The sequence below is a fragment of the Comamonas odontotermitis genome, from assembly GCF_020080045.1.
Classification (GTDB): Bacteria; Pseudomonadota; Gammaproteobacteria; order Burkholderiales; family Burkholderiaceae_C; genus Comamonas; species Comamonas odontotermitis.
Map to the genome: position 1 here is coordinate 3,093,010 of NZ_CP083451.1, position 26,094 is coordinate 3,119,103.

The 26,094-nt window shown below is 57.1% G+C and carries 21 protein-coding genes, 1 tRNA gene and 1 pseudogene; 15 read left to right on the forward strand and 8 right to left on the reverse strand.

The window, feature by feature from the left end:
* The first annotated feature begins 31 nt into the window (after positions 1–31).
* Together LAD35_RS14260 and LAD35_RS14265 are read left to right on the forward strand one after the other, a co-directional pair.
* On the forward strand, positions 32–841 hold the full coding sequence (locus LAD35_RS14260; RefSeq protein WP_224149685.1) for an alpha/beta fold hydrolase: 810 nt from the start codon (positions 32–34) through the stop codon (positions 839–841).
* A gap of 163 nt (positions 842–1,004) precedes the next feature.
* Positions 1,005–1,856 (forward strand): PoNe immunity protein domain-containing protein, encoded by an 852-nt coding sequence (locus LAD35_RS14265; RefSeq protein ID WP_224149686.1) that lies wholly within the window; start codon positions 1,005–1,007, stop codon positions 1,854–1,856.
* 21 nt (positions 1,857–1,877) lie between these two features.
* Here LAD35_RS14265 and LAD35_RS14270 read toward each other — a convergent pair whose 3' ends face one another.
* Positions 1,878–3,182 (reverse strand): YihY family inner membrane protein, encoded by a 1,305-nt coding sequence (locus tag LAD35_RS14270; protein WP_224149687.1) that lies wholly within the window; start codon positions 3,180–3,182, stop codon positions 1,878–1,880.
* An 80-nt stretch (positions 3,183–3,262) separates the two neighbouring features.
* On the opposite strand from LAD35_RS14270, the gene LAD35_RS14275 reads away from it, so the two are divergent.
* Together LAD35_RS14275 and LAD35_RS14280 are read left to right on the forward strand one after the other, a co-directional pair.
* Positions 3,263–3,673 (forward strand): DUF2069 domain-containing protein, encoded by a 411-nt coding sequence (locus tag LAD35_RS14275; RefSeq protein ID WP_224149688.1) that lies wholly within the window; start codon positions 3,263–3,265, stop codon positions 3,671–3,673.
* Between the two features lie 61 nt (positions 3,674–3,734).
* Entirely contained in the window at positions 3,735–5,159 is a 1,425-nt protein-coding gene (locus tag LAD35_RS14280; RefSeq protein ID WP_224149689.1) for an FAD-binding oxidoreductase, read from the forward strand.
* Between the two features lie 87 nt (positions 5,160–5,246).
* On the opposite strand, the gene LAD35_RS14285 is transcribed toward LAD35_RS14280, so the two are convergent.
* Positions 5,247–5,726 carry a hypothetical protein gene (locus LAD35_RS14285; RefSeq protein ID WP_224149690.1) on the reverse strand — a complete coding sequence of 160 codons (480 nt, stop codon included), beginning with the start codon at positions 5,724–5,726 and terminating at the stop codon, positions 5,247–5,249.
* Between the two features lie 355 nt (positions 5,727–6,081).
* Here LAD35_RS14285 and LAD35_RS14290 point away from each other — a divergent pair, with 355 nt between their 5' ends.
* From LAD35_RS14290 to LAD35_RS14315, 8 genes and pseudogenes are all read left to right on the forward strand, one after another.
* Positions 6,082–7,062 carry a thymidylate synthase gene (locus tag LAD35_RS14290; protein ID WP_224149691.1) on the forward strand — a complete coding sequence of 327 codons (981 nt, stop codon included), beginning with the start codon at positions 6,082–6,084 and terminating at the stop codon, positions 7,060–7,062.
* Between the two features lie 249 nt (positions 7,063–7,311).
* Positions 7,312–7,521, forward strand: a complete 210-nt coding sequence (locus LAD35_RS14295) for a hypothetical protein (RefSeq protein ID WP_224149692.1) — start codon at positions 7,312–7,314, stop codon at positions 7,519–7,521.
* Between the two features lie 119 nt (positions 7,522–7,640).
* Positions 7,641–7,766, forward strand: coding sequence for a hypothetical protein (locus tag LAD35_RS22300; protein ID WP_263434657.1), 126 nt, complete (start codon positions 7,641–7,643; stop codon positions 7,764–7,766).
* A 170-nt stretch (positions 7,767–7,936) separates the two neighbouring features.
* Positions 7,937–8,086, forward strand: a complete 150-nt coding sequence (locus tag LAD35_RS22305; RefSeq protein WP_184749485.1) for a hypothetical protein — start codon at positions 7,937–7,939, stop codon at positions 8,084–8,086.
* A 119-nt stretch (positions 8,087–8,205) separates the two neighbouring features.
* Entirely contained in the window at positions 8,206–8,508 is a 303-nt protein-coding gene (locus LAD35_RS14305) for a DUF883 family protein (RefSeq protein WP_224149693.1), read from the forward strand.
* Positions 8,509–8,727: 219 nt separating this feature from the next.
* Positions 8,728–9,132, forward strand: a complete 405-nt coding sequence (locus LAD35_RS14310) for a hypothetical protein (RefSeq protein ID WP_224149694.1) — start codon at positions 8,728–8,730, stop codon at positions 9,130–9,132.
* 46 nt (positions 9,133–9,178) lie between these two features.
* Entirely contained in the window at positions 9,179–9,307 is a 129-nt protein-coding gene (locus tag LAD35_RS22310) for a hypothetical protein (protein WP_263434658.1), read from the forward strand.
* 129 nt (positions 9,308–9,436) lie between these two features.
* Positions 9,437–9,735, forward strand: a pseudogene (locus tag LAD35_RS14315) (transposase); the annotation flags it as partial.
* A 66-nt stretch (positions 9,736–9,801) separates the two neighbouring features.
* Here the strand turns inward: LAD35_RS14315 and LAD35_RS14320 are convergent.
* The gene (locus LAD35_RS14320) at positions 9,802–15,396 is read right to left on the reverse strand and encodes a putative Ig domain-containing protein (protein WP_224149695.1); all 5,595 of its coding nucleotides are present in this window, start codon (positions 15,394–15,396) and stop codon (positions 9,802–9,804) included.
* Positions 15,396–16,076 (reverse strand): hypothetical protein, encoded by a 681-nt coding sequence (locus LAD35_RS14325; protein ID WP_224149696.1) that lies wholly within the window; start codon positions 16,074–16,076, stop codon positions 15,396–15,398. Before LAD35_RS14325 ends, LAD35_RS14320 begins: the two co-directional genes overlap by 1 nt.
* 695 nt (positions 16,077–16,771) lie before the next feature.
* Between LAD35_RS14325 and LAD35_RS14330 the strand changes: the two genes are divergently transcribed.
* From LAD35_RS14330 to LAD35_RS14340, 3 genes are read left to right on the forward strand one after another with little or no spacing between them, the layout of a single operon-like run.
* Positions 16,772–19,090 (forward strand): type I secretion system permease/ATPase, encoded by a 2,319-nt coding sequence (locus LAD35_RS14330; RefSeq protein WP_317986709.1) that lies wholly within the window; start codon positions 16,772–16,774, stop codon positions 19,088–19,090.
* Complete coding sequence (locus LAD35_RS14335; protein ID WP_224149697.1) at positions 19,087–20,454, forward strand: HlyD family type I secretion periplasmic adaptor subunit; 1,368 nt, start codon at positions 19,087–19,089, stop codon at positions 20,452–20,454. The genes LAD35_RS14330 and LAD35_RS14335 overlap by 4 nt, the downstream gene beginning before the upstream one ends.
* On the forward strand, positions 20,454–22,106 hold the full coding sequence (locus LAD35_RS14340) for a TolC family protein (protein WP_224149698.1): 1,653 nt from the start codon (positions 20,454–20,456) through the stop codon (positions 22,104–22,106). Before LAD35_RS14335 ends, LAD35_RS14340 begins: the two co-directional genes overlap by 1 nt.
* 403 nt (positions 22,107–22,509) lie before the next feature.
* On the opposite strand, the gene LAD35_RS14345 is transcribed toward LAD35_RS14340, so the two are convergent.
* The 4 genes from LAD35_RS14345 to pheT form a co-directional block, all read right to left on the reverse strand.
* Positions 22,510–22,586 (reverse strand) — tRNA-Pro (locus tag LAD35_RS14345).
* A gap of 18 nt (positions 22,587–22,604) precedes the next feature.
* Complete coding sequence (locus LAD35_RS14350) at positions 22,605–23,039, reverse strand: MerR family transcriptional regulator (protein WP_224149699.1); 435 nt, start codon at positions 23,037–23,039, stop codon at positions 22,605–22,607.
* Positions 23,040–23,161: 122 nt separating this feature from the next.
* Positions 23,162–23,482, reverse strand: a complete 321-nt coding sequence (locus tag LAD35_RS14355) for an integration host factor subunit alpha (RefSeq protein ID WP_184710700.1) — start codon at positions 23,480–23,482, stop codon at positions 23,162–23,164.
* A 20-nt stretch (positions 23,483–23,502) separates the two neighbouring features.
* On the reverse strand, positions 23,503–25,956 hold the full coding sequence (pheT, locus tag LAD35_RS14360) for a phenylalanine--tRNA ligase subunit beta (protein WP_224149700.1): 2,454 nt from the start codon (positions 25,954–25,956) through the stop codon (positions 23,503–23,505).
* Positions 25,957–26,094 lie beyond the last annotated feature (138 nt).

Here is a 26,094-nt window from a genome sequence, read left to right on the forward strand (position 1 = left end):
CGAGATACCGCACAAGAATCTGGAGACCGAAATGCATATCCAAGTACAGGGCGCAGACATATATGCCTATACCGGCGGCAAGGCGTTCGACGCCGCCAGGCCCACCGCCATCTTCATCCATGGCGTGCTGTGTGATCACAGCGTGTGGGCCCTGCAAAGCCGCTATCTCGCCAACCACGGCTGGAACGTGCTGGCCATTGATCTGCCGGGCCACTGCAAGAGCGGCGGCAAGGCGCCTGCCAGTGTGGAGGAAGCCGCCACCTTCATCGGCCAGATGATGGACGCCGCAGGCCTGCAGAAGGCCGCCTTGATCGGCCACAGCTGGGGCAGCCTGATTGCCATGCAGGCAGCTGCCCAGTTGGGCGCGCGGGTCAGCCACCTCGTATTGGTAGGCACCGCTGCCCCCATGAAGGTATCGCCCGTACTTCTGGATCTGGCGCAAAGCGCGCCGGACCAGGCCATTGCCATGGTGCAGACCTTCTCGCGCGCCACCTTGTCGCCACCCAACGGCGCGGGCAGCTGGGTGTTCGGCGCGGGCACGGCACTAGGCCGCCGCGTGCTGGCCAGCAATGGTGACACCAATCTGCTGCATACCGGTTTTGTCGCCTGCGACGGCTACAGCGGCGGAGAAGCTGCCATGACGGCCGTCAATTGCCCTGTTCTGTTTGTGCTGGGTGAGCAAGACCAGATGACCCCTCCCAGGGCGGCCAAAGGCCTGATCGATGCAGCCAAGGCGGCTGGCAAGTCCGTGCAGGTGCGAACGATTCCCAACGGGCACAACCAAATGATGGAATCTCCCGATCCAACGCTGTTTGCAATTCGGGATTTCCTTCAGTTTTAAGCAATAATTTTGATAGCGAGATACCACACCTGTATCGGCGGTAAGCAGTGGTAAGGAGAGCCATTTTTTAGAGCGCAAATCGCGCAGAATGCGCTAGCCTATGGCTTATCGCTGCATCGGGGCGCAAAGCGCATGCCACAACGCAGCACGAATGCCACCAGCCATGCTTGATACCGCCCTTCCCAGTCTTTTGCAGCACTGTCACGCCCTGCCGTGGCATCTGCTGCAGCCTCGCCAGCCCGTGGACACCGAGCGCTGGAACGAGGCCTGGGCAGATGCGCTGGGCCAGTTGCACGAATTCGCCAGCCACGGTTACTACGGGCTGGACATGCAGGACCTGGCCCCCGGCAGCCAGCAACAGGCCTGGGATGACTGGCGCGATGCCGTGCGCCAGGCGCTGCGCCTGCCCGAGCTGGCCTACACCCGGGGCCTGTCTCTCACCAGCCTGGAAGCCCTGTTCGAACACGTGCTGCATTGCTGCAATGAATTTGCCAGCATGGCACGCAGCGCTAACGAGAAGGGCCTCGCCCACCACCACACACTGGAGGTCGCGGGCCAGGATTACGCCAGTGCGGTTCAACTGCTGGCTTTTCCGGTGCTGCTGGAGCGCCAGGAACTGATTCCGCCCATCGTGCAGCGCCTGCTGGACAACCAGTGCGACCGCCTGCTCGATTACCTGAGCGCCGCCGCCTGCGACAAGACCGAAGCCGTGGAAGCGCTGTTCTGCCCCGAGCCTTACGCAGCCCTCACACCGTTCTTCGAACAGTTGGAGGTATACGGCGCGCCCTTGCAGGCCTACCTGCAACAGGCCTATCCAGCCACGGCAGATACCCTGTCACCCGCCTCGTGGACCGACATTGCCAACCACCACTGGGCCTGGGAAGTTGCGGCCCTGGTGGTGCTGTACGACCTGAACGACAATGCCTTTGCGGCGCACCCGCGCTATCCGGCCGACATGGTGGCATTTGCGCGCCAGCGGCTGGATGCCAGCTACCCGCAATTCTTGCGCGCCTGATTTTTTCCGCTTTCGCAAATTTCAGGCTGCTGCGCGCTCTGCCTCCTGCACCTCTCGCGCCTCCAGCGCACCGGGGCGGCGCTCCAGCAGATCGATCAGCATGACGTGATCGAGCCCGCAGTGCCACCACAGGGGCTCGGTAGCTTCGTTGCAGTCCAGCAGCAGCGCCGTCATCAGCGGCTGCGCACGCGTGGCAGCGGGCTCCACCAGCAGCACGTAGCGGGCATCGCTGTCGCTGCTCTGGCCCTGCTGTTCTGCGCTGGTGACGCGGCCCTCCACATCCACCACGGCGCCCACCCAGTCCAGCTGGGCCAGCACATCCAGCGCGCGGTGCAGTTGCACATCCTCCACCTTCAACTGCGCAGCCAGCTGGTGCAGGTACAACCCCTTCTCGGGCTGGTAGCGCATGGGATTGAGGGCGTGCAGGCACTCGATGGCGAGCTGAAAATCCCAGCTCTGCGCCGTGGGCAGGCGGGCCACGCCCGCCAGCAGGCTGGGCAGATAGGCAGCCACCACGGCGCCCAGCAGCACGATCACCCAGGCCACATAGATCCAGATGAGCAAGATGGGCAACGTAGCGAAGGTGCCGTAGATCGTGGAGTACGTGGGCACGTTGGCCAGGTACAGGGCGAGAATCTTCTTGGCCAGCTCGATCCCGATCGCTACAAACACGCCACCAGCCAATGCGTCGCGCCAGCGCACATGGGTATTGGGCACATAGCGGAACATGGCTGTCACCCCCGCCGCCAAAAGCACGAACTCCAGCGAATCGAAAGCGAGGCGAATCAGGTACGGCAGCTCGCCCATGGCACTGCGCGAAGCGGCCATCACCGACGACGTCAGCGCCAGGCTGGCGGCCAGCAGCAGCGGCCCCAATGTGATGGCAGCCCAGTAGATGAGCACGCGCTGGCCTAGCGGCCGGAGCTTGCGCACCCGCCAGATGTTGTTGAGCGTGCGGTCCATGGTGAGAATCAGTGCCAGCGCCGTGGCCAGCAGGAAACTCAGGCCCGCCATGCCCAGGCGGCTGGCCTTGCTGGCAAACTGGGTGATGTAGCCCAGCACCTGGCTGGCGATGCTGCTGGGGATCAGGCTCTCGACCAGCCAGCGCTGCAGTTGCGCCTCCATCTGCGAGAACATCGGAAACGCGGTGAACAGCGCCAGCGCCACCGTCATGAACGGCACCAGTGCCAGGGTGGTGGTAAAGGTCAGGCTGCTGGCCGTCAGACCCAGGCGGTCTTCGCCAAAACGCCTGCGCAGGGTATCGACCGTATTGCCCCACGGAAAATCAGCCAGCGCCTGCCACCAGCGCTCTGGCCTGGTGGCCATGGAATCCGTCGCCCTCGATGCCGTGTTTTTCTCTTCTGTGCCGTACATGCCGATATGATGCCAGTTTCACACCACGCACCATGCCTTCCGCACCTTCGAATCTGCCTGATTTGGTAACGCCCGCCGCAGCGCCTGGCGTGGCGCAGCTGTCTCGCACACTTGCAGTGGTGTCGCTCCTGGGTCTCGTGGTGCTGTCCGTGGCGTGGGAGTTGTGGATCGCGCCGCTGCGCCCCGGTGGCTCGTGGCTCGTCATCAAGGCGCTGCCGCTGTGCATACCGCTGGCAGGGCTGCTCAAGCACCGCATGTACACCTACCGCTGGGTCAGTCTTCTGGTGTGGCTGTACTTCACCGAAGGTGTGGTGCGCGCATTTGGTGATGCGCCGCCCAGCCGCTGGTGCGCGATGGCCGAGATCGCGCTGTGCCTGCTGCTGTTTGCCGCCTGCGTTCTGCATGTCAAGGGTCGCCAGAAAGCCGTGCGGCCTGCCGAATAACCGGGCGGGCCATCGTCCCGCTGAACGCATTTTGTTTTTGGATATTTGTTGAGACCAAGCCATGACCGATCTGATTGCCAGCCTGCGCCGCATTGTGGGCGAAAACCATGTACTGACTGATGGCGACCTGAGCGCCTACGAACAGGACTGGCGCCGCCGCGAGCACGGCAAGGCCCTGGCCGTGGTGCGCCCCGGCTCCACCGAGGAAGTGGCTGCCGTGGTCAAGGCCTGCGCCGCCAATGGCACCGCCATCGTGCCGCAGGGTGGCAACACCGGCCTGGTGGTGGGATCAACCCCCGATACATCCGGCACGCAGGTGGTGCTGAACCTGGGCCGCATGAACACCGTGCGTGCGCTGGACAAGGACAACCTGACGATCACAGTCGATGCGGGCTGCATTCTGCAAAGCCTGCAGGAGCGCTGCGAGAAAGAAGGCTTTCTCTTCCCGCTGTCGCTGGCAGCCGAAGGCAGCTGCACCATTGGCGGCAATCTGGGCACCAATGCAGGTGGCACGCAGGTGGTGCGCTACGGCAATACGCGCGAGCTGTGCCTGGGCCTGGAAGTGGTCAACGCCCAGGGAGAAATCTGGAATGGATTGAAAGGCCTGCGCAAGGACAACACCGGCTACGACCTGCGCAACCTCTTCATCGGCAGCGAAGGCACCCTGGGGGTGATCACGGCCGCCACGATGAAGATCTACCCCATGCCCGCCAGCCAGCTCACCGCCTGGGCCGCACTGCCGTCGTTTGAAGCGGCAGTACAGCTGCTGGGCCTGGCCCACCAATACCTGGGCGCGGGTCTTACAGGCTTCGAGGTGATGAACCGCTTTGCACTGACCCTAGTGGACAAGCACATGCCGCAGCTGCGCGTGCCCTTTATCGACAACCCCGATTTCCCATACGCCGTGGTGCTGGAGAACTCCGACAGCGAATCCGAGGCACACGCCCGCGCACGCTTTGAGGCGCTGATGGAGGCCGCGTTCGAGCAGGAAATCGTGCTGGACGCCGTCGTGGCCGAAAACCTGGGCCAGGCCCACAACCTGTGGCACATCCGCGAGAGCATTCCGCTCGCACAGGTGGAGGAAGGCCTGAACATCAAGCACGACATCTCGGTGCCAATTTCACGCATTCCAGCCTTTGTGGAACACGCCACCGCCGTGCTGGCGCACAAGGTGCCGGGCATGCGCCTGGTGAACTTTGGCCACCTGGGAGACGGCAATCTGCACTTCAATGTGCAGGCCCCCGAGAGCATGGACCCCAAGGCATTCCTTGAGGCGCGCGAGCACGAGATCAACCACATCGTCTACGACGCCGTTGCCAAGTTTGGCGGCTCCATTTCGGCGGAGCATGGCATTGGCACCTTGAAGGCAGCCACCCTGCCGGATTACCAGTCGCCGGTTGCGCTGTCCATGATGCGCGCCATCAAGCAGGCGCTCGACCCGCACGGCATCATGAACCCCAACTGCATGCTGGCCCGGCAGTCTTGATTCGCACCAATAACCCAGCAGGAGCGATGGCGCATCGCCGGGTATTGCCCTGCATGCCCCGTCCTCATTGGGCAGCGGGCATGCGGATTAGGAAGCCGGCGCACTCAGCGCGTTGGAGATCATGGTGTTGACATCCTTGGGCCAGAGAAAGGACGCACCGGGGTCTTGCACCACACGCGGCTGACCATCCTGCAACCACCAGATGCGCATGGTATTGGTCTGCGCGTCCAGCGCCACGGCGGCGGCGTTGCTGCCGCCCTCATGCTTGCGATTGCCGGTAATGAAGTAGACCGATCCTTCCTTCTGCAAGGGGCCCGCCACCTCCAGATTCCGCATGAAAACCGGCGCCTGCGTACCCAGCAGGTGCTGCAGGCGCGCCGCCATCACGCCACGCTGCAAAAATGGCGCATCGCTTTGGTACTTGCCCACCTGGCCCTGCAACTGCCCGTAGGCCTGCTGGCCATCGGTCGCCTGGGCAGCGGGCGCCCCTCCCGGCCCGCTCTGGCAGCCCGCCAACGCAAGTACAGCCGCAAAACCCCATGCCCTATACCCGATGTGCCCTTGCATCCACATACCTCGCCTTTCAAATGCTTTTCACAAATGTTCTGGAATTCCAGCGCTTGTCCAATCAGCGCTTGAAGCTATTAAAACAATAGCAATGAACTTGTTCGAGCTCAAAGCCGCGCCAAATCTGCATGCCTGCAGCCGGGCAACAGGCCTGAACAGAGAAAACTGGCACACTATACGATTAGTTGTCTATGTAACCAACTATGGCCTTCCTGCACTGCATAGCTGCAGGGGAAAGCGGCCATCGCGTAAAGTACGGGCATTGTGCCCAGGCCTGCATGGTGCAGCACCCGGCCATGGCCCCTGGGCCAACCGCTGAAACCATGCCCGGGCCGGCAACCCTCTTGAGAACCGAATGAAGCAATACCTCCAACTCGTGCAGGACATTCTGGACCACGGTTCGTGGCAGAACAACCGCACCGGCATCCGCACCCTCAGCATGCCAGGCGCCAGCCTGCGTTTTGACCTGCAGCAAGGCTTTCCCGCTGTCACCACCAAAAAGCTGGCGTTCAAATCTGCCATTGGCGAGATGGTGGGTTTCATGCGCGCATGCCGCAGTGCTGCGGATTTCCGGGCGCTTGGCTGCAAGGTCTGGGATCAGAACGCCAATGAGAACAAGGCATGGCTGGCCAACCCCTATCGCCTGCAGGAAGACGACCTGGGCCCCGTGTACGGCGTGCAATGGCGTCAGTGGCCTGCCTACAAACTGATTGATCTGGCTCAACCCCAGGGCGCCGTACAGATTGCCGATGCCTTGGCCAAGGGTTACCGCCAGATTGGGGAAGTGGACGAAGGCGGTGTGCCGCATGCCGTGCTCTACAAGGCCGTTGACCAGTTGCGCCAGTGCCTGGACACCATCATGAACGACCCCGGCAGCCGCCGCATTCTGTTCCACGGCTGGAACTGGGCGCAGCTGGAGGAAATGGCCCTGCCGCCCTGCCACCTGCTCTACCAGTTTCTCGTCAACCAACAGGCGGGCGAGATATCGCTGTGCCTCTACATCCGCAGCAACGATGTGGGCCTGGGTACGCCTTTCAACCTGACCGAGGGCGCAGCGCTGCTGCACCTGGTGGGACGCCTGACCGGCTACAAACCGCGCTGGTTCACCTATTTCATCGGTGATGCCCACATCTACGAAAACCACCTGCCCATGCTGCAGGAACAACTCCAGCGCGAGCCCTTCCCCGCGCCACAGCTGGTGTTGTCCGACCGCATTCCAAGCTATGCAGAAACCGGCCGTTACGAGCCAGAATGGCTGGAGAAAGTGGAGCCCGGCGACTTCCGCCTCGAAGGCTACCAGCACCATGCGCCGCTGACGGCGCCCATGGCGGTATAGGCCTTTTCAGCGCCAATCGCATTCACCCCGCTGGTTGACAGGACCTTCGGGGTTTTTCATTTCTGCACCGCCTCGCAAGCCCTGGCCTCTGGGGCCGGGCGGCCTGAGCGGCCCGCCATACCACGTACTTTTGCGATACGGATTGCAGGCATGGAGGCGCGCGTCCTACAGCCAGCAAGACACCATGGCGTCACCCTTTGGGTTCATACACCGCAAGGAGATCTGCCAATTTTGATGGAAGGAGCAAACATGAACAGCGCCCTTTTCATGGCGACCAAGCCGCAGCCCGAAGACGAGGAAATGGACCCCGTGGGCGAGCCCGATCCGGTACAGGAGCCAGCCTTGCCCGCAGACGGAGACGACCCGGCCCATCCGCCCTTTTCGCCAGACCGCGAGCCCGATATTCCGCAGGATCCGGAGTCCGAGCGGGTGGTGCAACCTGAACCGGTGGGGCCATGACTGCATGACAGCGTGGCTGCCGATGGCGGATGTTCAGGCTCTGCCCACGAGGCCGACGCATCAACCCCAAGGCGTGATGAATCACGGCAGTATCAACCCGATAACTGGAAAGTGCACCTATGACCGAACCCAGCAAACCATCCAACCCCAAGACAGGTTTTGGCCAATTAGCCAACAAGCGATTCGCCATCCTGCTTGCCATCGTCATCGCATTTCTGATGGTTGCGATCTGGGTGCCGTTCTGATCGCGCCTGCCTTGCCGATGCCTATTCTTGTCGTGTGACCTGGATCCGGGCTTTGTCGAACAGTCCGTCAACAGCCTTGGCTGCAACGCCCATGGGCCCGAAGACGCTGGACATCCGCCCGGAAGGGTCAACACCGTCAACACCACCACGGCAGCCAGGAGGAAATAGCCATGCCAACCCCCATCGCACCACCGCAGCCACCGGTACCGCCTCCCATGCCGGAGCCGGCAAAACCTGAGCCCATTGACCCGCCCGACAGTACCTTGCCTATCGAAGAGCCCCAGAAAGCGCCGCCTGTGAAAGACCCCGAACCCGTGTAGCGGGCCATGAAGCGTCTTCGCCATCCGTTCCATTTGGTATCCGGGCCACGCTCCTACACCCAGTCGCCGCGAAGCGCCGTACTGTAGTTCCAATCTCGTTATTTACAAAAAGGAGTCCCATGTTGTTCAAATCCAAACAGCCTAGCCTGTCCGCAGTGCAAGACGATCTGGCCAAGCTGGTCGATGATGTTCGAGCCTTGCTCTCTGTCAAGGAATTGGATGCCATTCCCGAAATCAGAGGCGTGCGCCAACGCATCGATGAAGGGCTCGCGAGCGCCAAGGATTCTGCCGAGCAGGTGCTGCAGCAAACCCGGCACGCCGCGGCCTGTGCAGACCAGTACGCGAAGGATGAGCCATGGCGGATTGCCGGTGCGGCACTTGCGGTGGGGGCATTGGTCACCTATGTCATGTGCCGACGTTGACGCATTTCTACGCGCAGGTGCGGACTCCTTGCAGAGCAGGCACCTGAAGACTGTTTTCCGTGGACGCACGCCGGTTGGCTCCGCGTCCGTGGATGAATGCAGCCCCATGCGGGGCATGTGAGAAGCACAAACTTCGCAACTTCTCGGAGGAGCCGACGATAGGCTGGTGGCGCAGACAAGCATGTGCACCATCAACGCTTTGAGCACAAGGAGGCTGCCATGCAGACCTTGACCGTAACCCCCAAGATGCGCGCCTTTTTAGGCGGCGCATTCTACCCAACAGGTTTCTCGCTTGTCATGTACCCATCGGAAGATGAGGCCTTGGAGATTGCACGCCGGCTTACTGACCACCTGTTTCGCATCGACGATATTTTTCTGGTACCGCCCCAGGTTGTGCTGCAGGAGATCGCACCCACGGTAGATGCGTCCGACAAACCGTTGCCATCGATGGGCTCGGACGGCTCCATTGCGCGCAGCCTGGTGGAGCTTGCCGAGCAAGGCCATGTCGGCCTGCTGATACGCACAGCGAATGACCAGGAGATCAATGCATTGCGCGGAGTGATTGCCAACAGCAACTACTCCTTTGCCAAGGCATACCACTCGCTGGCCATTGAGGATTTGTAGCCTTCGCGGAACTTCATTTGGCATTTCACGCAACAGGAGAGAAGCGATGAGCCCCATCTTCATCGGCATACATGCGCTGGGCAGCAAACAATCGCCCATACCCCGCACGCCCAAGAAGCCCAAGCCCGGAGGAAGCCCCCCTGCAGACGATGACCCGTCCCAACTGCAGATTTGAAACGCACCCGCCGATGATGGGCACCAGGCACTGAGCGTTGGCATTGAGTATTTCGATACGAAATGACCAGACGCTGTTGCGAAAATTCGTGTCGCAGCTACGGTAGGCGGGCCGCAGGTTTGGCCAAACCTGCGCAAAGCGCTGGAACTCGTGCAGTCGCTATTGCGGATGGCCAGCCTACCTTGGAAAGCGCCTTGCTACAGCACGGTGTGCCGTAGGCAAACAAGCTAGGATGTACGCGTGCACTCCTCGTGCAGGCGGTCAGGGCTTGCACATGCTCGCAAACTCCATCGGAATAAAGTTCTTGAGTGGAAAACCAAGAAGCACAGCGCTGAGCGACGTCGCCAGTAACGCATGGTGCATCTGGGTATCTAGGCCTGACAGTACAGATTCAAGCCATCCCCGTGACCATTAATGATATGAGTGACTGAATCGACCAGTGAAACACCGTCCCCCTGGTCGATTCAGTCACGTTACTTAGTCGCCAGTTCTACTTAGGCGCCAGTAGCAGCCAAGGAAAGCGGCTGCCTGTTGAGCAGATCGTAGGCCTGCCCCAGTGCTGGGGCAATTGATGCTGCCGCACTTGCATCGGCACTTGCCGAGAAAGCCGACATCGCTTCAATGAGGCGATCCGCCTGCCCACTGCTTTCTGTGGAGCCCGGCAACCTTTGGGTCAGCAAGGCAGACAGCGATGTGGACATAGTGCCGCCCCCTGCAGCATCCAGACCATTGCTCGCGAGTTCGCCGAGCACGCTGTCCGTCCCGTCCAGTCGCAGAGGCTTGAGGTACATGGGCGTACTTTCGGCATCCACGGTATACGGTTTTGGCATTGGAATGGCGCCATCGGTCGCTCCCGCCTTCTCGCCCCCTGCCTGCCGATTCTGTGCTGTCTCAATGTCACCCACAATGCCGAGCTGGGTCGCAATATCAGAGGCGAGCAGCACCACATCGTCCTTGAAGTGAATTTCTTCTATGGCTGCTGCATCCGTTGCGAATTGGTCCCGAATCATGATCACATCCGAGCCAATCGTGATGTGAAGGTCGTCTCCGACGCGGCTCAAGGTGTAGGCATCCGTGGAGGCTATGTCTCTGAGTTGGACGATGTCGGTTGCATTGGTGTCTGTGCTTTCTTCTACGATCAGGTCTTCTCCGTCTCCGCTGAAGAATACGTAGAGATCGTCTCCCGTGCCTCCATAGTGTTCGTCATTGCCAACTCCACCAGACAGGATGTCACCTCCTTCTCCTCCCACCAAGATGTCATGGCCTGCCTCTCCATATAGCTGGTCGTTGTCAGCCCAGCCATAAAGGATGTCATCACCTTCGCCCCCGTGGAGTATGTCGTCGCCTTCGTCTCCATTGAGGGTGTCGTTATCGGCCCAGCCGTACAGCTCGTCATTGCCAAGGCCTCCAAACAGTTGATCCTCGCCTGCGTCTCCGTTGAGTTGGTCGTTGCCGTCCCAGCCATACACTTGGTCGTTGCCCTCGCCCCCATACATCAGGTCGTTGCCGGCATCGCCATGCATGGTGTCTGCTCCGCTCCAGCCAAACAACTGGTCGTCCCCTTCTCCTCCATACAAGGTGTCGTCGCCATCTTCGCCATTGAGCAGGTCATCGCCCGCCCATCCGTAGAGCTGGTCACTGCCTTCCCCGCCATACAAGGAGTCGTTGCCTTCATCGCCATGGAGCGTGTCATCTCCTTGCGCTCCAAAGATCTGGTCGTTACCTGCTCCTCCGGATAGGGTGTCGTTGCCCTCCAAGCCATTCATCACGTCGTCGTAGGCGGTGCCCACCAACACGTCTGCATCTATGGTTCCGACGATGTGCTGCCCTTGGCTGCCAGTATTTCCGGGGTCCTGGATGACGAGGGTCAGCAGCTGGCTGATGCTGGCTCCTGCCTGGTCGGTCGCGGTGACCGTTATTTCCAGGTTTTGGGCGCTGCCAGCGGGTGGCGTGCCAGTGAAGACGCCTGTGGCAGGGTCAAAGCTGAGCCAGCCTGGGATGGCCGCGCCACCTGCGCCTGTGGCGCTGAGGGTGAGCGCGTCACCTTTGTCAATGTCCACAAATGCATTGGAGCCAACGATGTAGGAGAAGGCCGCGCCTTCCACCACTTCGTAGGGCTGCAGCGGCGCGCCAACTTCTGGTGCGTCGTTGGTGTTGGTGATCTCCAGCGCAAAGGTTTGGTTGGCCGTACCGCCCTTGCCATCGCTGACGGTAACCTGCAGTTGCAAGATGCCCACGGCCTGGTTGTCCGGGGTTCCGGAGAATGTGCGTGTTGCCGCATCGAAGCTCAGCCATGATGGCAGCGCCGAGCCATCAGCCAGGCTTGCGCTGTAGCTGAGCGGGTCTCCATCGGGGTCACTGAATGCAGCAGCCGGGATTTGCAGGCTTACCGCACTGTCTTCTTCTACGCTTTGGGCTACTAGTGCTTGGCCCACCACTGGTAGTTGATTTTCAGGTTCTACTGGAACATAAGCTGGCAGTTTCAGGCCCAGAAACTCTTCTTGGCTGAAGAAGTTCTTGACCACCACTTTGCCGGAGACAGTGAGGTCTCTGCTGCGAAGGACAAGATCTCCCCCCTCCTTGGACATGATGCAGAGCCCAGAGGAAGCAGACCAGCTATCTTCAGAGAGCGCTTGAACGTTGTCCGCCGTCAACAAGTCGCCGTCAAAGTACAAACGACCAACACCACTGACATCAGTCAGGGTCGTGATGGTCCCCGCTTGCAGGCTGTCGTAGTTGATGAAGTAGGTGTCGTCGCCACCGAGGTCCATGATGGTGTCGCTACCACCGCTGGTGTGGTAGATGTCATCTCCATTGCCGCCTTCAATGGTGTCGTTGCCTGCGCCTCCGTATAGTTGATCGGCACCAGCGCCGCCCAGCAAGGTGCTGCCATCGCTACCTGCATAGAGCTCGTCACTGTCATCGCCTCCGTCGAGGATGTCATGTCCTGTGCCACCTACCAGCGTGTCGTCTCCAGCTTCGCCATACAGCTTGTCTTGGGATCCATCGTCATCCTGGCTTCCCAGCAGATCATTTCCCCCACCGCCGTGCAGAATGTCCGCCCCCTGTCCGCCAAACAGCTGGTCGTTGCCTTCTTGGCTACCGGCAGGCAGCGCAACCGCATCATCGCCATAGAGAATGTCGTTGCCTGCGCCGCCCAAAATACGGTCATTGCCGGTCTGCCCTGCGATCCAGTCGTCGCCTTCGCCACCATCGATCAGGTCGTCACCGCCCCCCGGAGCCACACGCACCTGACTCAAGAAGGTGATACCTGAAGCCAAGGTGATACCGAAGTCACTCTCTGCTCCACTCCAGCTCCAGTTGTGGATACTGCCATTGGGAATAACTACGGGGTCCAGGCCATAGTCATACTGGTTCAGCGGCCCCTTGATGGTGCCATCGGTGTTCCAAACGAATGATTGCGTGGAAGGAGATGCATAGTCCAGCGCAACTGTGCGGCTGCTTACCGAATATTGCCCGTCACCCAAAATCAGGTCGTTCCCGGCACCGCCCAACAAGGTATCGGCGCCCGCACCACCAAAAATCATGTCTTGCGAGTGGCTGCCGGCGATGAAGTCATTTCCGCCTTCGCCACTGAGCCAATCACCGCGCTCACCACTGTCGGTAGCCGTCGCCAAGTATTCCGTGTTGGCGGTGTTGCCCCAAATCAGATCCTCGCCCATGCCTCCATACACCATGTCGGTGCCTGCACCGGCTTGCACGGTGTCGTTGTCGTCAGCACCAGTGCCATTGGCGCCTGCACGAATGTATTCGCGCCCGCTGCCGCCCAGAATAAAGTCGTTACCGCCCTGGGCCATGACGTAGTTACCCAGCCCGTCTCCTGTGCTGATCACATCGCTGTAGCCGCTGCCCGTGAAGGAGTCGGACTTGGTTCCGCCTTCCATCACGACGCCTACTGTGGAGCGTGTGGCATTGAAGTTCATGTATGCCACGCTATTTGGGTAGGACAATCCCATGGTGGGCAATGCCTCGCCCAACTGGCCACCATTGAGGTTGATGCCCAGTTGCCCATCTTGCCAGTCCTGCAATTGGGCAACCAAGGTGTAATCGTTACCCGATTTAGCGAACAGGCGCCATTCATTGGCACCTACCTGGCTGAGCTTGTATTGGCGATTAGCGTCATTGCTGTAGTAGTCTGGTCCACCTACCGCGCCACTCAATTGGCCAAAGCTGCCGGAGATGACTACATCGCCCAGCTTGATCTGGCCGCTACCATCGCTATCAAGAATGGTGTCTACGCCACTCTCGCTCAGATTGAGAACATAGATGTCGCTGCCAGCCCCCCCCACAAGGGTATCACTGCCTGCGCCGCCAATAAGGGTATCTCCACCTGCGTCTCCTTGAAGGTAGTCATCGCCCTCCAAACCAGTCAAGGTGTCGTTTCCTGCACCTCCGTATAAATGATCACCCAGTTTGTTATCGCTTCCCATCAACGGATCCGCATCCGCTCCACCGAATGTAATCACTTGATGTGCTACGGGTTGAAGCACACCGCCTTGGCGACTGGCATTTTCAGCAATCAATGACTGACCAGCGCCATCGGCATTTATCCATTGCAATTCGTAGGCCCGGTCACTGGGCAAGGTACCGCTGTATGCTAAATCTGTACCGTCCTTGGCATTTCTTGCCATAATGGCTTCAAGCAATATGGCCCGATCCTGAATCCATTGGTCGGTAAAGGTATTGGGTACTACAGAATTCTGGTCGGCTTGCCAAGCGGCGTAATCGGTCGCTCGATTGGATTGCCAGAGATTGGAGAGCTGGGCAGTGACAGTCGCATCGATGCCTTTCACAACAATTGGCAAGAGCTCTTGCAGAGCAATCAAGGCAGAAAAATCAGTGCGTGCTTGGTTTTGCAGGTCGATGCCAGCTCTAGTAATTCTGAGTTTACCTGCGAGGTTATGTGTTTCGAGTGCCTGTACATTTTCGTATAAATCCACTCGCTTGGCATCGCCCGCTCCCGAAGATACTGGCGTCATCTGAATGGATGCATCCACAAGCATTCTTCTCAGACTGTCGACGAGATTTTCATAACTTGGTGCAGCCGTATTGGCCGATGCACGGATGAGGTTGGAGAAGTATGCTGCATCGTCCGCATGGCTAGGATCAAGCTTGGCCAGCATCGACATAACATACAGCGAGTCGACCCCATTAACGCTAGAGTGATTACTCGAAAATGCAGCAGCTGGGCCCGGATTATTTTCTTGCGCAATGCTAACTACCGAGCCAAAACTAATGTTACCTAGGACATGAACACCATCGCCATCGGCTTCAATGCGCGTGACGCGATCACTGATGTTGATCGAATAACCCAACAGATCGAGAAAGGCATCTCCTTGCGAGAAAAAAGTCGGGGCATTGAGCGTAACAACCTGATCAACACTGTCAGGAAAGATCCGAGAGAATAATAAAGCCAGATGGCCCCCCAGGCTGTGGCCGGTGACGTTAACTTTCTCTCCCGGCGCAATCACCGGCTGCCCAACAACGCCAGAATCAATGCCAACATCGCTTCTCATCCCATCAGCAAAGGCAATGTACCCGGCGGAGGCGAGAATCGTTGCACCAGGCAACGTCAAGAGAGATCCTCCCAAAATTGGGCCGAGCTTGAGCGCATACAGCTTAATGAGCTCGGCATCTGTATAGTTGACTGATTGTCCACCGACAGTACAGAGCTTCTTCCAGTAACGGCACATCTCCAGGCCCTGCAAATTGGCATAGCCGGAGACCCCAATGCCCAGCGCGTCGGCCACCCCTGCATCCGTTCCGATTTGTCCCCAACCTTGCTCAAATTCAGTGCCACGCAGCGCCAGTACTTTTTCATGAGTCTGTTTGTCTTCGAAAATCGATGCACTAAAGCCGTTCAGATCAACGTTAGGCTGCGTGGAAAGTAATGCATAGTGGGAAGTAAAGTTCTCCGCTTGTATGGGGGTGAAATTTGCGCCAATTTGTGACTTTTGGAGCTGGTCTGCCAATAATTCATCATTAATCCCATTGGCATCTAAATATGCATAACTTGCAAGACTAGTTTCTGCAAGATCATGTAATTTCTGTATGCTAAAAACTGACATTACTTACTTCCTCTCTCGGTTGGATAAAATGCTGGCTGAAGCTCTTTAAATTCAAAAAAAACAAGTTTCGAACCTAAATCAGAGGGTAGAACAGAACTGCATGAAGTTCCTGAACTAGGCCCCCATTCGAAATTAAAAATCTTATGCGTGAAATTTTTATGAACAGCCATCACTTGACCGCTTTCAATATCAATCGCACTTACTTCAAAAAGAACCGTTCGTTTCAATTCAGGGATTTCCTCTACACTCTTCTTATAAATATAAAGTGGCTGCCTAACTCCATCTGATGGATATGAGCGGAGTCCATTGTCATAACGATCTTTTTTCTCATTTGTTCGTACCAAATCAAAAGCTATATGCTTTTCATTCTCATAACGAACAAAAGCAATCTCTGGATAATTATATAAAATGCTACGAGAATAAATATTGGAGGACGTCCATCCCACATCACTCTCCAAGAATCTATAAACTTTCAAACCTGCTTCTCTATCACAAATTTCTTTGAATTTATAATAATCAAATATATTGGTAGAAAAATAGACTAGCAATAGTGAGAAAATAAAAACAGAGCGCACCGAAACTCTAAGCCCTCTCGACTTTATTCGGGAGGTAATAAGGCCGCTTAACCAAATAAGAAAAATTGCTATAATTAAAGCAAATCCCAGTACAAATATTCCCATAATAATTTATGCAACTCTCTTATTTCAATACCATGGTTTGGAGCAAAGCAATACTCACCCGAGCATAGATGAAGGGAATATTTCGAAGGGATCATTGATTTGCAGCTATTAAGGAAAATAAATAGCCATATATATAAATGAACGAGCCCCTCACCTTTCGATTCAAAGCTATTTCTATATATCTTAATTTTTTTAACAGGTATTCACCTCATTACGACCTTCTAGCAAAAATAGCTAGGATATAGAAATCTTATTAAAAGATTAATTGCAGTTTGTTTTTGGCATGTATTCTGATTTTCTCGAGAAAAATAATCTCACTTGAGCCAATTCGAATGCTGGCCTTCAAAAGGAACATCCCATACCCGCGCATCTGTTGCTTAAACCAGGACTAAATGCGTGGCACATAGCACACACACTCCTGTCATTGTGTTGCTCACTGCTCTCGCTAAAAACGCAATCAGTCATCGTCTGCATCAAGACGAAGTGAAAGCATTGCCGCACGCGTCCCAGAAAAACAACAATTCAAATTTGTTTATTCGCATTTCTATCACCATTTCATTAACGATAGATTCAATTGATACAAAACACACATGTGTTTCAATTTGAATTATTTTCAATGCGACCTATTGAAATATATTTTTACATAGCCTCTATGCATCATAATTGGAGGAGTCAATGAACACTATTTGCCTCGAATGACCACCAATTCAGCTCTGCAATGCCTGGTAACCGCTGCGCAGTTGCACCATCTACCGATCGACGCAGCACAACTACAGCACCAGTTCGGAGACCATTGGGATACGCAGACGCTATTGCTTGCAGCCAAGTCTGTGGGCTTCAAGGCCAAGTTGCATCACCTGCACTCGGATCGTCTGCCCAACACACCTGTGCCAGCCATCTGCCCTTCAGTCGATGGGCTTTTTTTCGTTTTGGCACAGGTAAAATCATCTGGTTACTCCACAAACGAAGCGCATTCCTCAACAAACTCCGCCGGCAGCCTCAAGCTGCTGATTCAAAAAACGGGGGAGCCTCCCAGTGTTATCTCCGGCACTGAGTTCTTGGCTTGCTCGACCGGTGAGGTGATTTTGTTGACGAGCCGAGCCACCTATGAAGGTGACGTTGCTCGGTTTGATTTTTCCTGGTTTATTCCAGCCCTGGTCAAGTACCGCAAGCTTTTGGGAGAGGTGCTGCTGGTATCGCTGGTTCTCCAATTGGTGGCACTTATCACGCCTTTGTTTTTTCAGGTGGTGATGGACAAGGTATTGGTCAATCACGCCATGCAGACTCTGAATGTGATTGCCATTGGTTTGCTGGTGGCCACTGTTTTTGAAGTGTTGATGACGGGAATCCGCAGCTATGTGGTCGCACATACCAGCAGCAAGATGGATGTGGAACTCGGGGCTCGGTTATTTCGGCATTTGCTGGGATTGCCTATGGCTTATTTTCAAAGCCGACGCGTAGGTGACTCTGTCGCCCGCGTGCGGGAGCTAGAGAGTATTCGTGCGTTTTTGACCAGCCAGGCGATGACCGTTTTGCTGGACGTGATGTTCTCCATCGTCTTTATCGCCGTGATGCTGTGGTACAGCGTGGACTTGACACTTGTGGTTCTGGCATCCATTCCCGTGTATTTCACGCTTTCGCTTTTCTTCACGCCGGTTTTGCGCGCCCGGCTCAACGAGAAATTCAATCGGGGAGCGGAGAACCAGTCGTTCCTGGTTGAGTCCATCGCTGGCGTCAATACCATCAAGGCCATGGCAGTCGAGCCACGCTGGCAGGAGCGGTGGGACAGGCAATTGGCGGGCTATGTGAGCGCCGGTCTTTCTACCGCCAATATTGCCAATGTGGCTGGTAACGCCGTCATGCTGGTCAGCAAACTTGTCACCATCGGAATTTTGTGGATTGGTGCCAAGCAGGTTCTTGAGGGCAATCTGACAGTAGGTCAGCTGATTGCGTTCAATATGCTAGCGGGTCAAGTCTCTTCCCCCATTATTCGCTTGGCGCAGCTGTGGAATGACTTTCAGCAAGTGGGCATCTCCATGGCACGGCTGGGTGATATTTTGAACAGTCCAACCGAGGTATCCGGCAACCGCGCACGCCTGCCCGCACTTGCAGGCGCCATTGAATTTGACCAAATCTCGTTTCGCTACCGGCCGGATGCTGCCGATGTACTCAGGGCAATCAGCCTCAAGGTGGCACCTGGCGAAGTGATTGGTATTGTGGGCCGCTCTGGCTCCGGCAAGAGTACTTTGACAAAGCTGGCTCAACGTCTCTATGTGCCAGATCGGGGGCGGGTATTGGTAGATGGGCAAGATATTGCTATTGTGGATACCGCCTCGCTGCGTCATCAGATTGGGGTAGTGCTGCAAGAGAACATTCTGTTCAACCGCTCAGTGCGGGACAACATTGCGCTAGCGAACCCCTCATACCCGATCGAAACCATTATGCATGCGGCCAAACTGGCTGGCGCGCATGAATTCATCAGTGAGCTCGCTGAAGGGTATGACACGATTGTTGGGGAGCACGGAGCCAATCTCTCAGGCGGGCAACGCCAGCGCATTGCAATTGCCAGAGCACTACTGGGTGATCCCCGTATCCTGATTTTTGACGAGGCCACCAGCGCACTGGACTATGAATCCGAGAAGATCATTCAGGACAATATGCGCCTGATCTGCCAAGGCCGAACAGTTCTTATCATTGCTCACCGTCTTTCTGCCGTACGCCATGCCAACCGCATTGTGGTCATGGAGCGCGGAGAGATTGCAGAAATTGGCTCACACGAGCAGCTTTTGCAGAATCCGCAAGGCATCTATACGCACCTGTACCGTCTGCAACAAGGCGCCGAGCAAAGCGATACGGCGTCCATGCCACACACGAGAACACCTGCTGCGCACGCCGAGGATGCACCGGGCAAAGTGGTGGTGGTTCGCCGGGCTGTTTCACCCAATGCCATATCCAATAGAACCGCCAATAGAACACCAATGACTCCTCAGCCAGGCGCTGGAGATGCATCATGAGCGGGCGTCATTACCTGGGTGCATGGGCGAGTTTGGTGAAACGCTACATGATGGTGTTCTCGTTTCACTGGAGGCGCCGTAACGACCGCCCTTCGGGTCTGTTTACCGAAGACGAGGCAGAGTTTCTGCCTGCTGCGCTTGCGGTGCAAGAAAAGGCGGCTTCCCCTACATTGAGGTTGATCGCATGGCTGTTGATGCTGTTGGTGCTATCGGCCTTGCTCTGGTCCATTTTCGGGCGCATGGACATCGTCGTACAGGCTGAGGGGAAGGTGGTGCTCAGCGAGCGCACCAAAACGGTGGCATCGGTAGAAACTGGCAGAGTTACAGAGCTAAAGGTGTCCGAAGGTCAATTTGTGCATGCGGGTGATTTGCTACTGCAACTCGATACGCGCATGGTGGACGCGGATCACAAAAAGGCCTTGAAAGAAATGAATCAGGCGGTACTGACGATTGCACGGAACAATGCCTTGCTGGCTGCTCTGGATGGGCACGGAATGCCTAGTATCACAAGCCTCGTGGCGCTGAACCGAAATAGCGGAGCCTCCATCACCGAGGAAGACCATCTATCTGCCCAGCGCCACGTGCAAGCCCAATATCAGGATGTAGTGGCCAAAAAACGTCGCTTTGAAGATGAGCTTCGGATACAGAATCGGGCCCTGCCGCTGGCGACAAGCCAGGAAAAGCGCTATAGAGAGTTAGCGCTGACACATGATGTTTCGCAAGACGCGTGGCAAGAGCGAGAGCAAGCGGTACTGGCGATCGAGACGAAACTGTCGGAGGCGACCAACCAACGGCGGGTTCTACTGTCTGAAACCCGAAAACAGGCCATGGATGAGATCGCGCAAGCCAGGCGTGTGGCAGATGCATCCAGACAGGATGCCCAGCGCACTGCTGCCAGTAGTGCGCTGTTGCAGATTACCGCGCCGGTGGATGGCACGGTACAGCAACTGACAGTTCACACCGTTGGCGGGGTAGTGCCTGCAGCACAACCGATCATGCAGATCGTGCCAGATCGCGGCCCTATTGAAGTAGAAGCTTTTGTGGCCAACCATGATGTGGGCTTTGTCCATGAAGAACAGGCCGCTGCACTCAAAGTACAAGCATTTGAGTACACGAAGTACGGCACGATTCCCGGCAAGGTGCTGCATATCTCGCGCGACGCGATTCCTGATGAAAAACGAGGCCTGCTATACGCGGTGCGCATTGCCATGAACCAACAGACGCTGCATGTGAATGGAAAGCAAACACCTGTTGCGCCTGGCATGGCCATCACTGCCGAGATCAAGACTGGAGACCGCCGTGTTATCGAGTATGTCCTCAGCCCTCTGCTGCGCCACGCCAATGAAGCCATGACGGAGCGCTGATGCAAAATCAATCCATCAGACTTTCTGGCGTACTCCGCCTTGGCTCATTAGCTTTTGCGTGTCTGCTCAGCTGTTCTCAGGTTTCTGCCGCAAAGGGTGAAGAGACCAACAGACCGTCCGTTACATGGAGTCAATGGGTTGCACCATTTGAAGATCCACTTAAGACGCAATCTGACGGGCACAAAGGACCTTTGGGGTATGACTTGACGGCACCGCCGCAGTTGTCCGATTTGCGGATTCAATCCAAGCGCAACGTACCCTCTCAGCTGGGAGAGCTGTCTTGCGCAAATGCACACTATGCATTTAATGAAGCGCGATCCCGCTATCTCACTGAACAAGCCAATGCCACGAAGAGCCCCCCTTTGCCGTTGACGCTTGGCGGTGCACTCGGTCTGGCGCTGTGCTTGAACCCTCAAGTGCGTTCCAGTTGGGCGGGGATACAAAAGGCCAGCACAGAGTTGGGCTTGGCGCGCAGCAGTTTTTGGCCCCAGGCATCGCTAGGCGTCATGCGTCAACATAGTCGAACTGGCGGATCAGATACTCAAGGTAGCTCGTCAATCAAAGCCACTTCAGAGAGCTTCACGATATCTTGGCGAGTATTTGACTTTGGCGCGCGCGATGCACGCGAGCGAGCCGCACAAGCGCAGTTGCGGGCGGCCTTGGCTGGGCAGAACCAATCCGTTCGAGACATTGCCTGGGCTGTCATGGATACTTATGTGCAGGCCCAGGCATTGCAGGCTCAGTTGAAACGTCAAAAAGAGATTTCTGAGCTGGGAAAATCTATTTTTTCCTCCTCTGAGCGCCGCTATGCACAAGGTGCAAGTGCTCGAAACGCCTTTTTGCAAGCGCAGGCCACCTTAGAGCGCAATCGATTTGAAATCGAAAAAACACGCTCAGAACTGCTGGTGGCTGAGCAGAAGTTACGGACGCTGTCAGGTATAGCCCCACTCCAGTCTGTCGACCTTGACCCCATACCGGATGAAGTCACAGAAATGGCAGCGCAAGGCCCCTTGGAAAAAAATGATCTCTCAGGCCCCAACTCTGTTGGCAACCAATTGCAAGATTTTGTCCCTGCCGATACGCTGCGTCTCGATGAGTGGCTGCGTGGCGCTCGTGAAATCAGCCCTGCAGTGATTGCCGCTGCAGCTAAGCTGGACGCAGCAGCGGCCACCGTTCAAGCCGTCGCCTCAGATGCGATGCCTAAACTCGATGTTAACTATAGCTATTACCGCAATGGCAGGCCTACGCAATCGCTCACGAGCAGCCGTAGCAATGAGCGAACCGCAGGCGTTACCTTGACGATTCCTCTATTTGAGGGATTTTCTTCCACCTACCGAATTCAGAATGCCGAAGCTTCACGCCAAGCGGCACACATTGAACTGGACGCTGCACGCATGCAATCTGACCAAGAACTGCTGGACGCCTATACCCAGGCGCAAGCAGGTATCGGTATGTTGAATGCCGCGTTCAAGCTGTATGAGACAACACAGCAGCTAGTTCTGTCGAATGAAAAGTTGTTTCAACATGGAGTGCTTGACGCTGTTGAGGTCAATCGCGGTTTGCTTGACTTACAAAACGCGAACTTGGAATTGACCAAAGCGCAAGCACAGTGGCTGCGCGCAAAGCTGCATCTCTGGCTACTGTCTGCGTAATGATTTGTTGATTTCTATCGGCTGGGTGTTGTTGCACAGAGACTTCCCATCAAAGCAAGCGCTGATGGATTTTCTTTGGTAGTCCTGTCTGCCGTGGTGATCAAGGGGCGTAAAACGAGGAACAGGCTCTACTTCTGCAGACGGGGTGCACTTGGTGTACGCCCCAAGAAGCAAACCGCGCAACAACGCTCTTCCCATATCCGGTCATCCTTAATCTGGAGTTGGGCGGCTTCGAGTTGTTGATCTGACCTCTTTCTGACGAACTCATTTGAGAACAGGTAGCCGAGTGAACTGTGCCGGGCGGTGATGGTTGTAGTCATGTTGCCATGCTTTCAGCTTTTAACGCAAACCACTGAATACAAATGAAAAAACCCGTATGCCGAAGCATACGGGTTTGTATCATTGGTCGGAATGGCGGGATTCGAACTCGCGACCCCTTGCACCCCATGCAAGTGCGCTACCAGGCTGCGCTACATTCCGAAGACTTGAATTATATACCTAGTTTTCAGGCTCTCCAGAAAGAATGCGACGAATTTCCTGCAATTCGATAGCGGCCTGTTGCCAGGTGACCGGCTCTGCAGAATTGAACGCACTTGCCTCATCCAATGCAGCTGGGTCCATTCCATTCAGTGTGAACGCAGCGTCATCTGCCAAAGCCTCCAGCATGGCGTGGCCACGAGGCAGGGTTTGCAACTGGTTGCGCGCGCCGCTGATGGTGAAGCCACGCTCATACAACAGCTCTCGAATGCGGCGAATCATCAACACCTCGTGGTGCTGGTAATAGCGCCTGTTTCCCCGGCGCTTGACGGGACGCAGCTGTGTGAATTCCTGCTCCCAATACCGCAGCACATGCGGTTTGACATCACACAGCACCGCGACTTCACCGATGGTGAAATAACGTTTGGCGGGGATGGAGGGAAGCTGTTTTTCCATGGGCAAATTGTAAACAGCCGCTAGTGCGGCCGTGTTGCATACTGGCGATGCTGCCAGACGGGCGGTAGGCCATGTCTGCGGATGGACAATCTCAATCCATCAGCGCATCGCCACCTTCAAGTCTAGTCTGCCGGAGCCTGCACCGAATCCTTGAGCTTGCCACTGGCATGGAAGGTGACGACCCGGCGCGCCTCGATAGGCACCTCTTCGCCAGTGCGCGGATTGCGGCCCGGACGGGCTTTCTTCATGCGCACCTGGAAATTGCCAAAGCTCGACAGTTTCACGTCTTCGCCCTTGATCAGGCTTTCGGCGATCAGGTCGAAAAACGCATCCACCATGTCCTTGGCTTCACGCTTGTTCAACCCGATGTTGTCAAACAGCATGTCGGCGAGCTGCGCCTTGGTCAGCGCAGGTTGCTCCAGACTTTCTACTGTAAATTCCATAGCAATATCCGCAATATAGATCAGCGCAAACGCGCATTAACGCTCTGCTTGAGCTGTTCAAGCACAGCTTGCATGGCAGTCTCGATTTCGGTCTCTTCCAGTGCCCGCTCGTCATGACCCAGGGTCAGGCGTACTGCCAGGCTCTTCTCATCCTGCGCCAGGCTGCCTGGCGCGGCTTCTTCACCGGCCTTGAGCTTCTTGGGGCGGAACACATCGAACAGTACGGCATTGCGCAGGATACCGCCACTGTTGGCGGCACGGATGGCATTCATGATCTGCGCGTGCGTCTCGGCTTCCTTGACCACCACGGCAATGTCACGCTCCACAGCCTGGTGCTTGGCCACAGGCTTGAACACTGCCACGTTGCGGGCCAGCACGGCATCGAGCTCCAGCTCGAATAGGGTGGGCGCTTGCGCCAGATCCCATTCCTGGCGCCACTGGGGGTGCAGCTCTCCTACAAAACCGATAGCCTTGCCATTGAGCAGCACACGAGCGCAGCGGCCGGGGTGCATGGCCGGATGCTCGGCAGCCTCGAACACAGGCACCAGAGGCGCCAGCAGCGCTTCCACATCGCCCTTGACGTCGTAGAAATCGACCTTGGTTTCGGTGCTGCCCCATTGCAGTTGGTCGGCTGCGCCATAGGCGAGGCCAGCTACGCGCATGGGCTGGTAAAAGCCCTTCACGGTGGTGTCGGAATCGACGACCGATACATCCTTGAAGAATACACGCCCCAATTCGAACACGCGCACGCGCTGTGCCTTGCGGTCCACATTGAACTTGAGCACCTGCAGCAGCGAGCCCAGCAACGACGAGCGCATCACGCTCAGATGGCTGGCAATCGGGTTGAGCAGCTTGATGGCATTGCTGTTGCCCGCCAGCTCCTGCTCCCACTTTTCTTCGACAAAGCTGAAGTTGATGGTTTCCTGGTAGCCCAGGGCTGCCAGTTCACGGCGCACGGCAAACGGGCTGCGCTGGTTCTCGGCACGCAGCTTGGGCGAGATGGGCGCCAGCGGCTTGGAGGTTGGCAGGTTCTCGTAGCCCACCATGCGGGCCACTTCCTCGATCAGATCCTCTTCCAGGTTGATGTCGAAGCGGAAGGTGGGAGCAGTCACGCTGATCACGCCCTCGGCAGCCACCACAGCCGGCAGGCCCAGGCCATTCAGGGCATCCAGGCATTGCTGCTGGGTGACGGGCATGCCGATGACCTTGGCAGCCCGCGCCACGCGCAGCTGCACGGTCTTGGGCGCAGGCATATGAGGCTTCTGGTCGTCCATCGGGCCGCACTGGGTCTCGGGCGTACCGCAGATCTCCAGCACCAGCGCTGTGATCCGCTCGATGTGTTCCACCGTGTGCTCGGGATCTACACCGCGCTCGAAGCGGTGGCCGGCGTCGGTCGAGAAGTTGAAGTGGCGCGAGCGGCCCGCCACTGCCTTGGGCCACCAGAACGCAGCCTCGATGTAGATGTTCTTCGTGTCGTCGGACACAGCCGTGGCGTCGCCGCCCATGATGCCGGCCAGGGATTCGACTTCCTTGTCGTCGGCAATCACACCGACCTGAATGAAATCATCGATCTTGATGGTGTTGCCGTTGAGCAGCTTGAGCGTCTCGCCCTCCTTGCCCCAGCGCACGCTCAGGCCGCCATGGATCTTGTCCAGATCGAAGATGTGGCTGGGTCGGCCCAGCTCGAACATCACGTAGTTGGAGATGTCCACCAGCGGCGACACGGAGCGCTGGCCGCAGCGTGCAAGGCGATCCACCATCCATTGCGGCGTCTTCACCTGGGTGTTGACGTTGCGCACCACGCGACCCGAGAAGCGGCCGCACAGGTCGGTGGCTTCAATCTTCACGGGCAGTTTGTCCTGCACGGCAACGGCAGCCTGCGGGAAGGACAGTTGCTTGAGCGGCGTGCCGGTCAGTGCCGACAACTCGCGCGCAATGCCATACACCGACAGGCAATGCGCCAGGTTGGGAGTGAGCTTGAGCGTGAACAGCGTGTCATCCAGATTCAGGTATTCGCGCACGTTCTGGCCTAGAGGCGCGTCCAGCGGCAGCTCCAGCAGGCCGCCGTGGTCGTCGGCAATGCCCAGCTCCTTGGCCGAGCACAGCATGCCAAAGCTCTGCACGCCGCGCAGCTTGCCGATCTTGATCTTGAAAGGCTGGCCATCTTCGCCCGGGGGCAGCTCAGCGCCCACGGTGGCACAGGGAATGCGGATGCCCACGCGCGCATTGGGTGCGCCGCAGACGATGTTCAGCAGCTCTGGGCCGCCCACATCCACCTGGCAGACGCGCAGACGGTCGGCGTCGGGGTGCTGCACGGCCTCCTTGATTTCACCGACCACAATGCCGGTGAAAGGCGGGGCCACGGACTCCATCTCTTCGACTTCCAGGCCGGCCATGGTCAGGGTATCGGCCAGCTCTTGGGTGGTCAGCTGCGGGTTGCAGTATTCGCGCAACCAGGATTCAGGAAATTGCATAGTCAGACTCTTTGGCGTTCAGGCTTGTTGGCAGTGCTTGCAAACAGGCCAAGGCGTTCTTGCTTTCAAAACAGGAGCTGTTTGCGTATGGCTGGCGGTCATCTTCAGACACTTTCTTCTTTAAAGCCAGGCAGGATG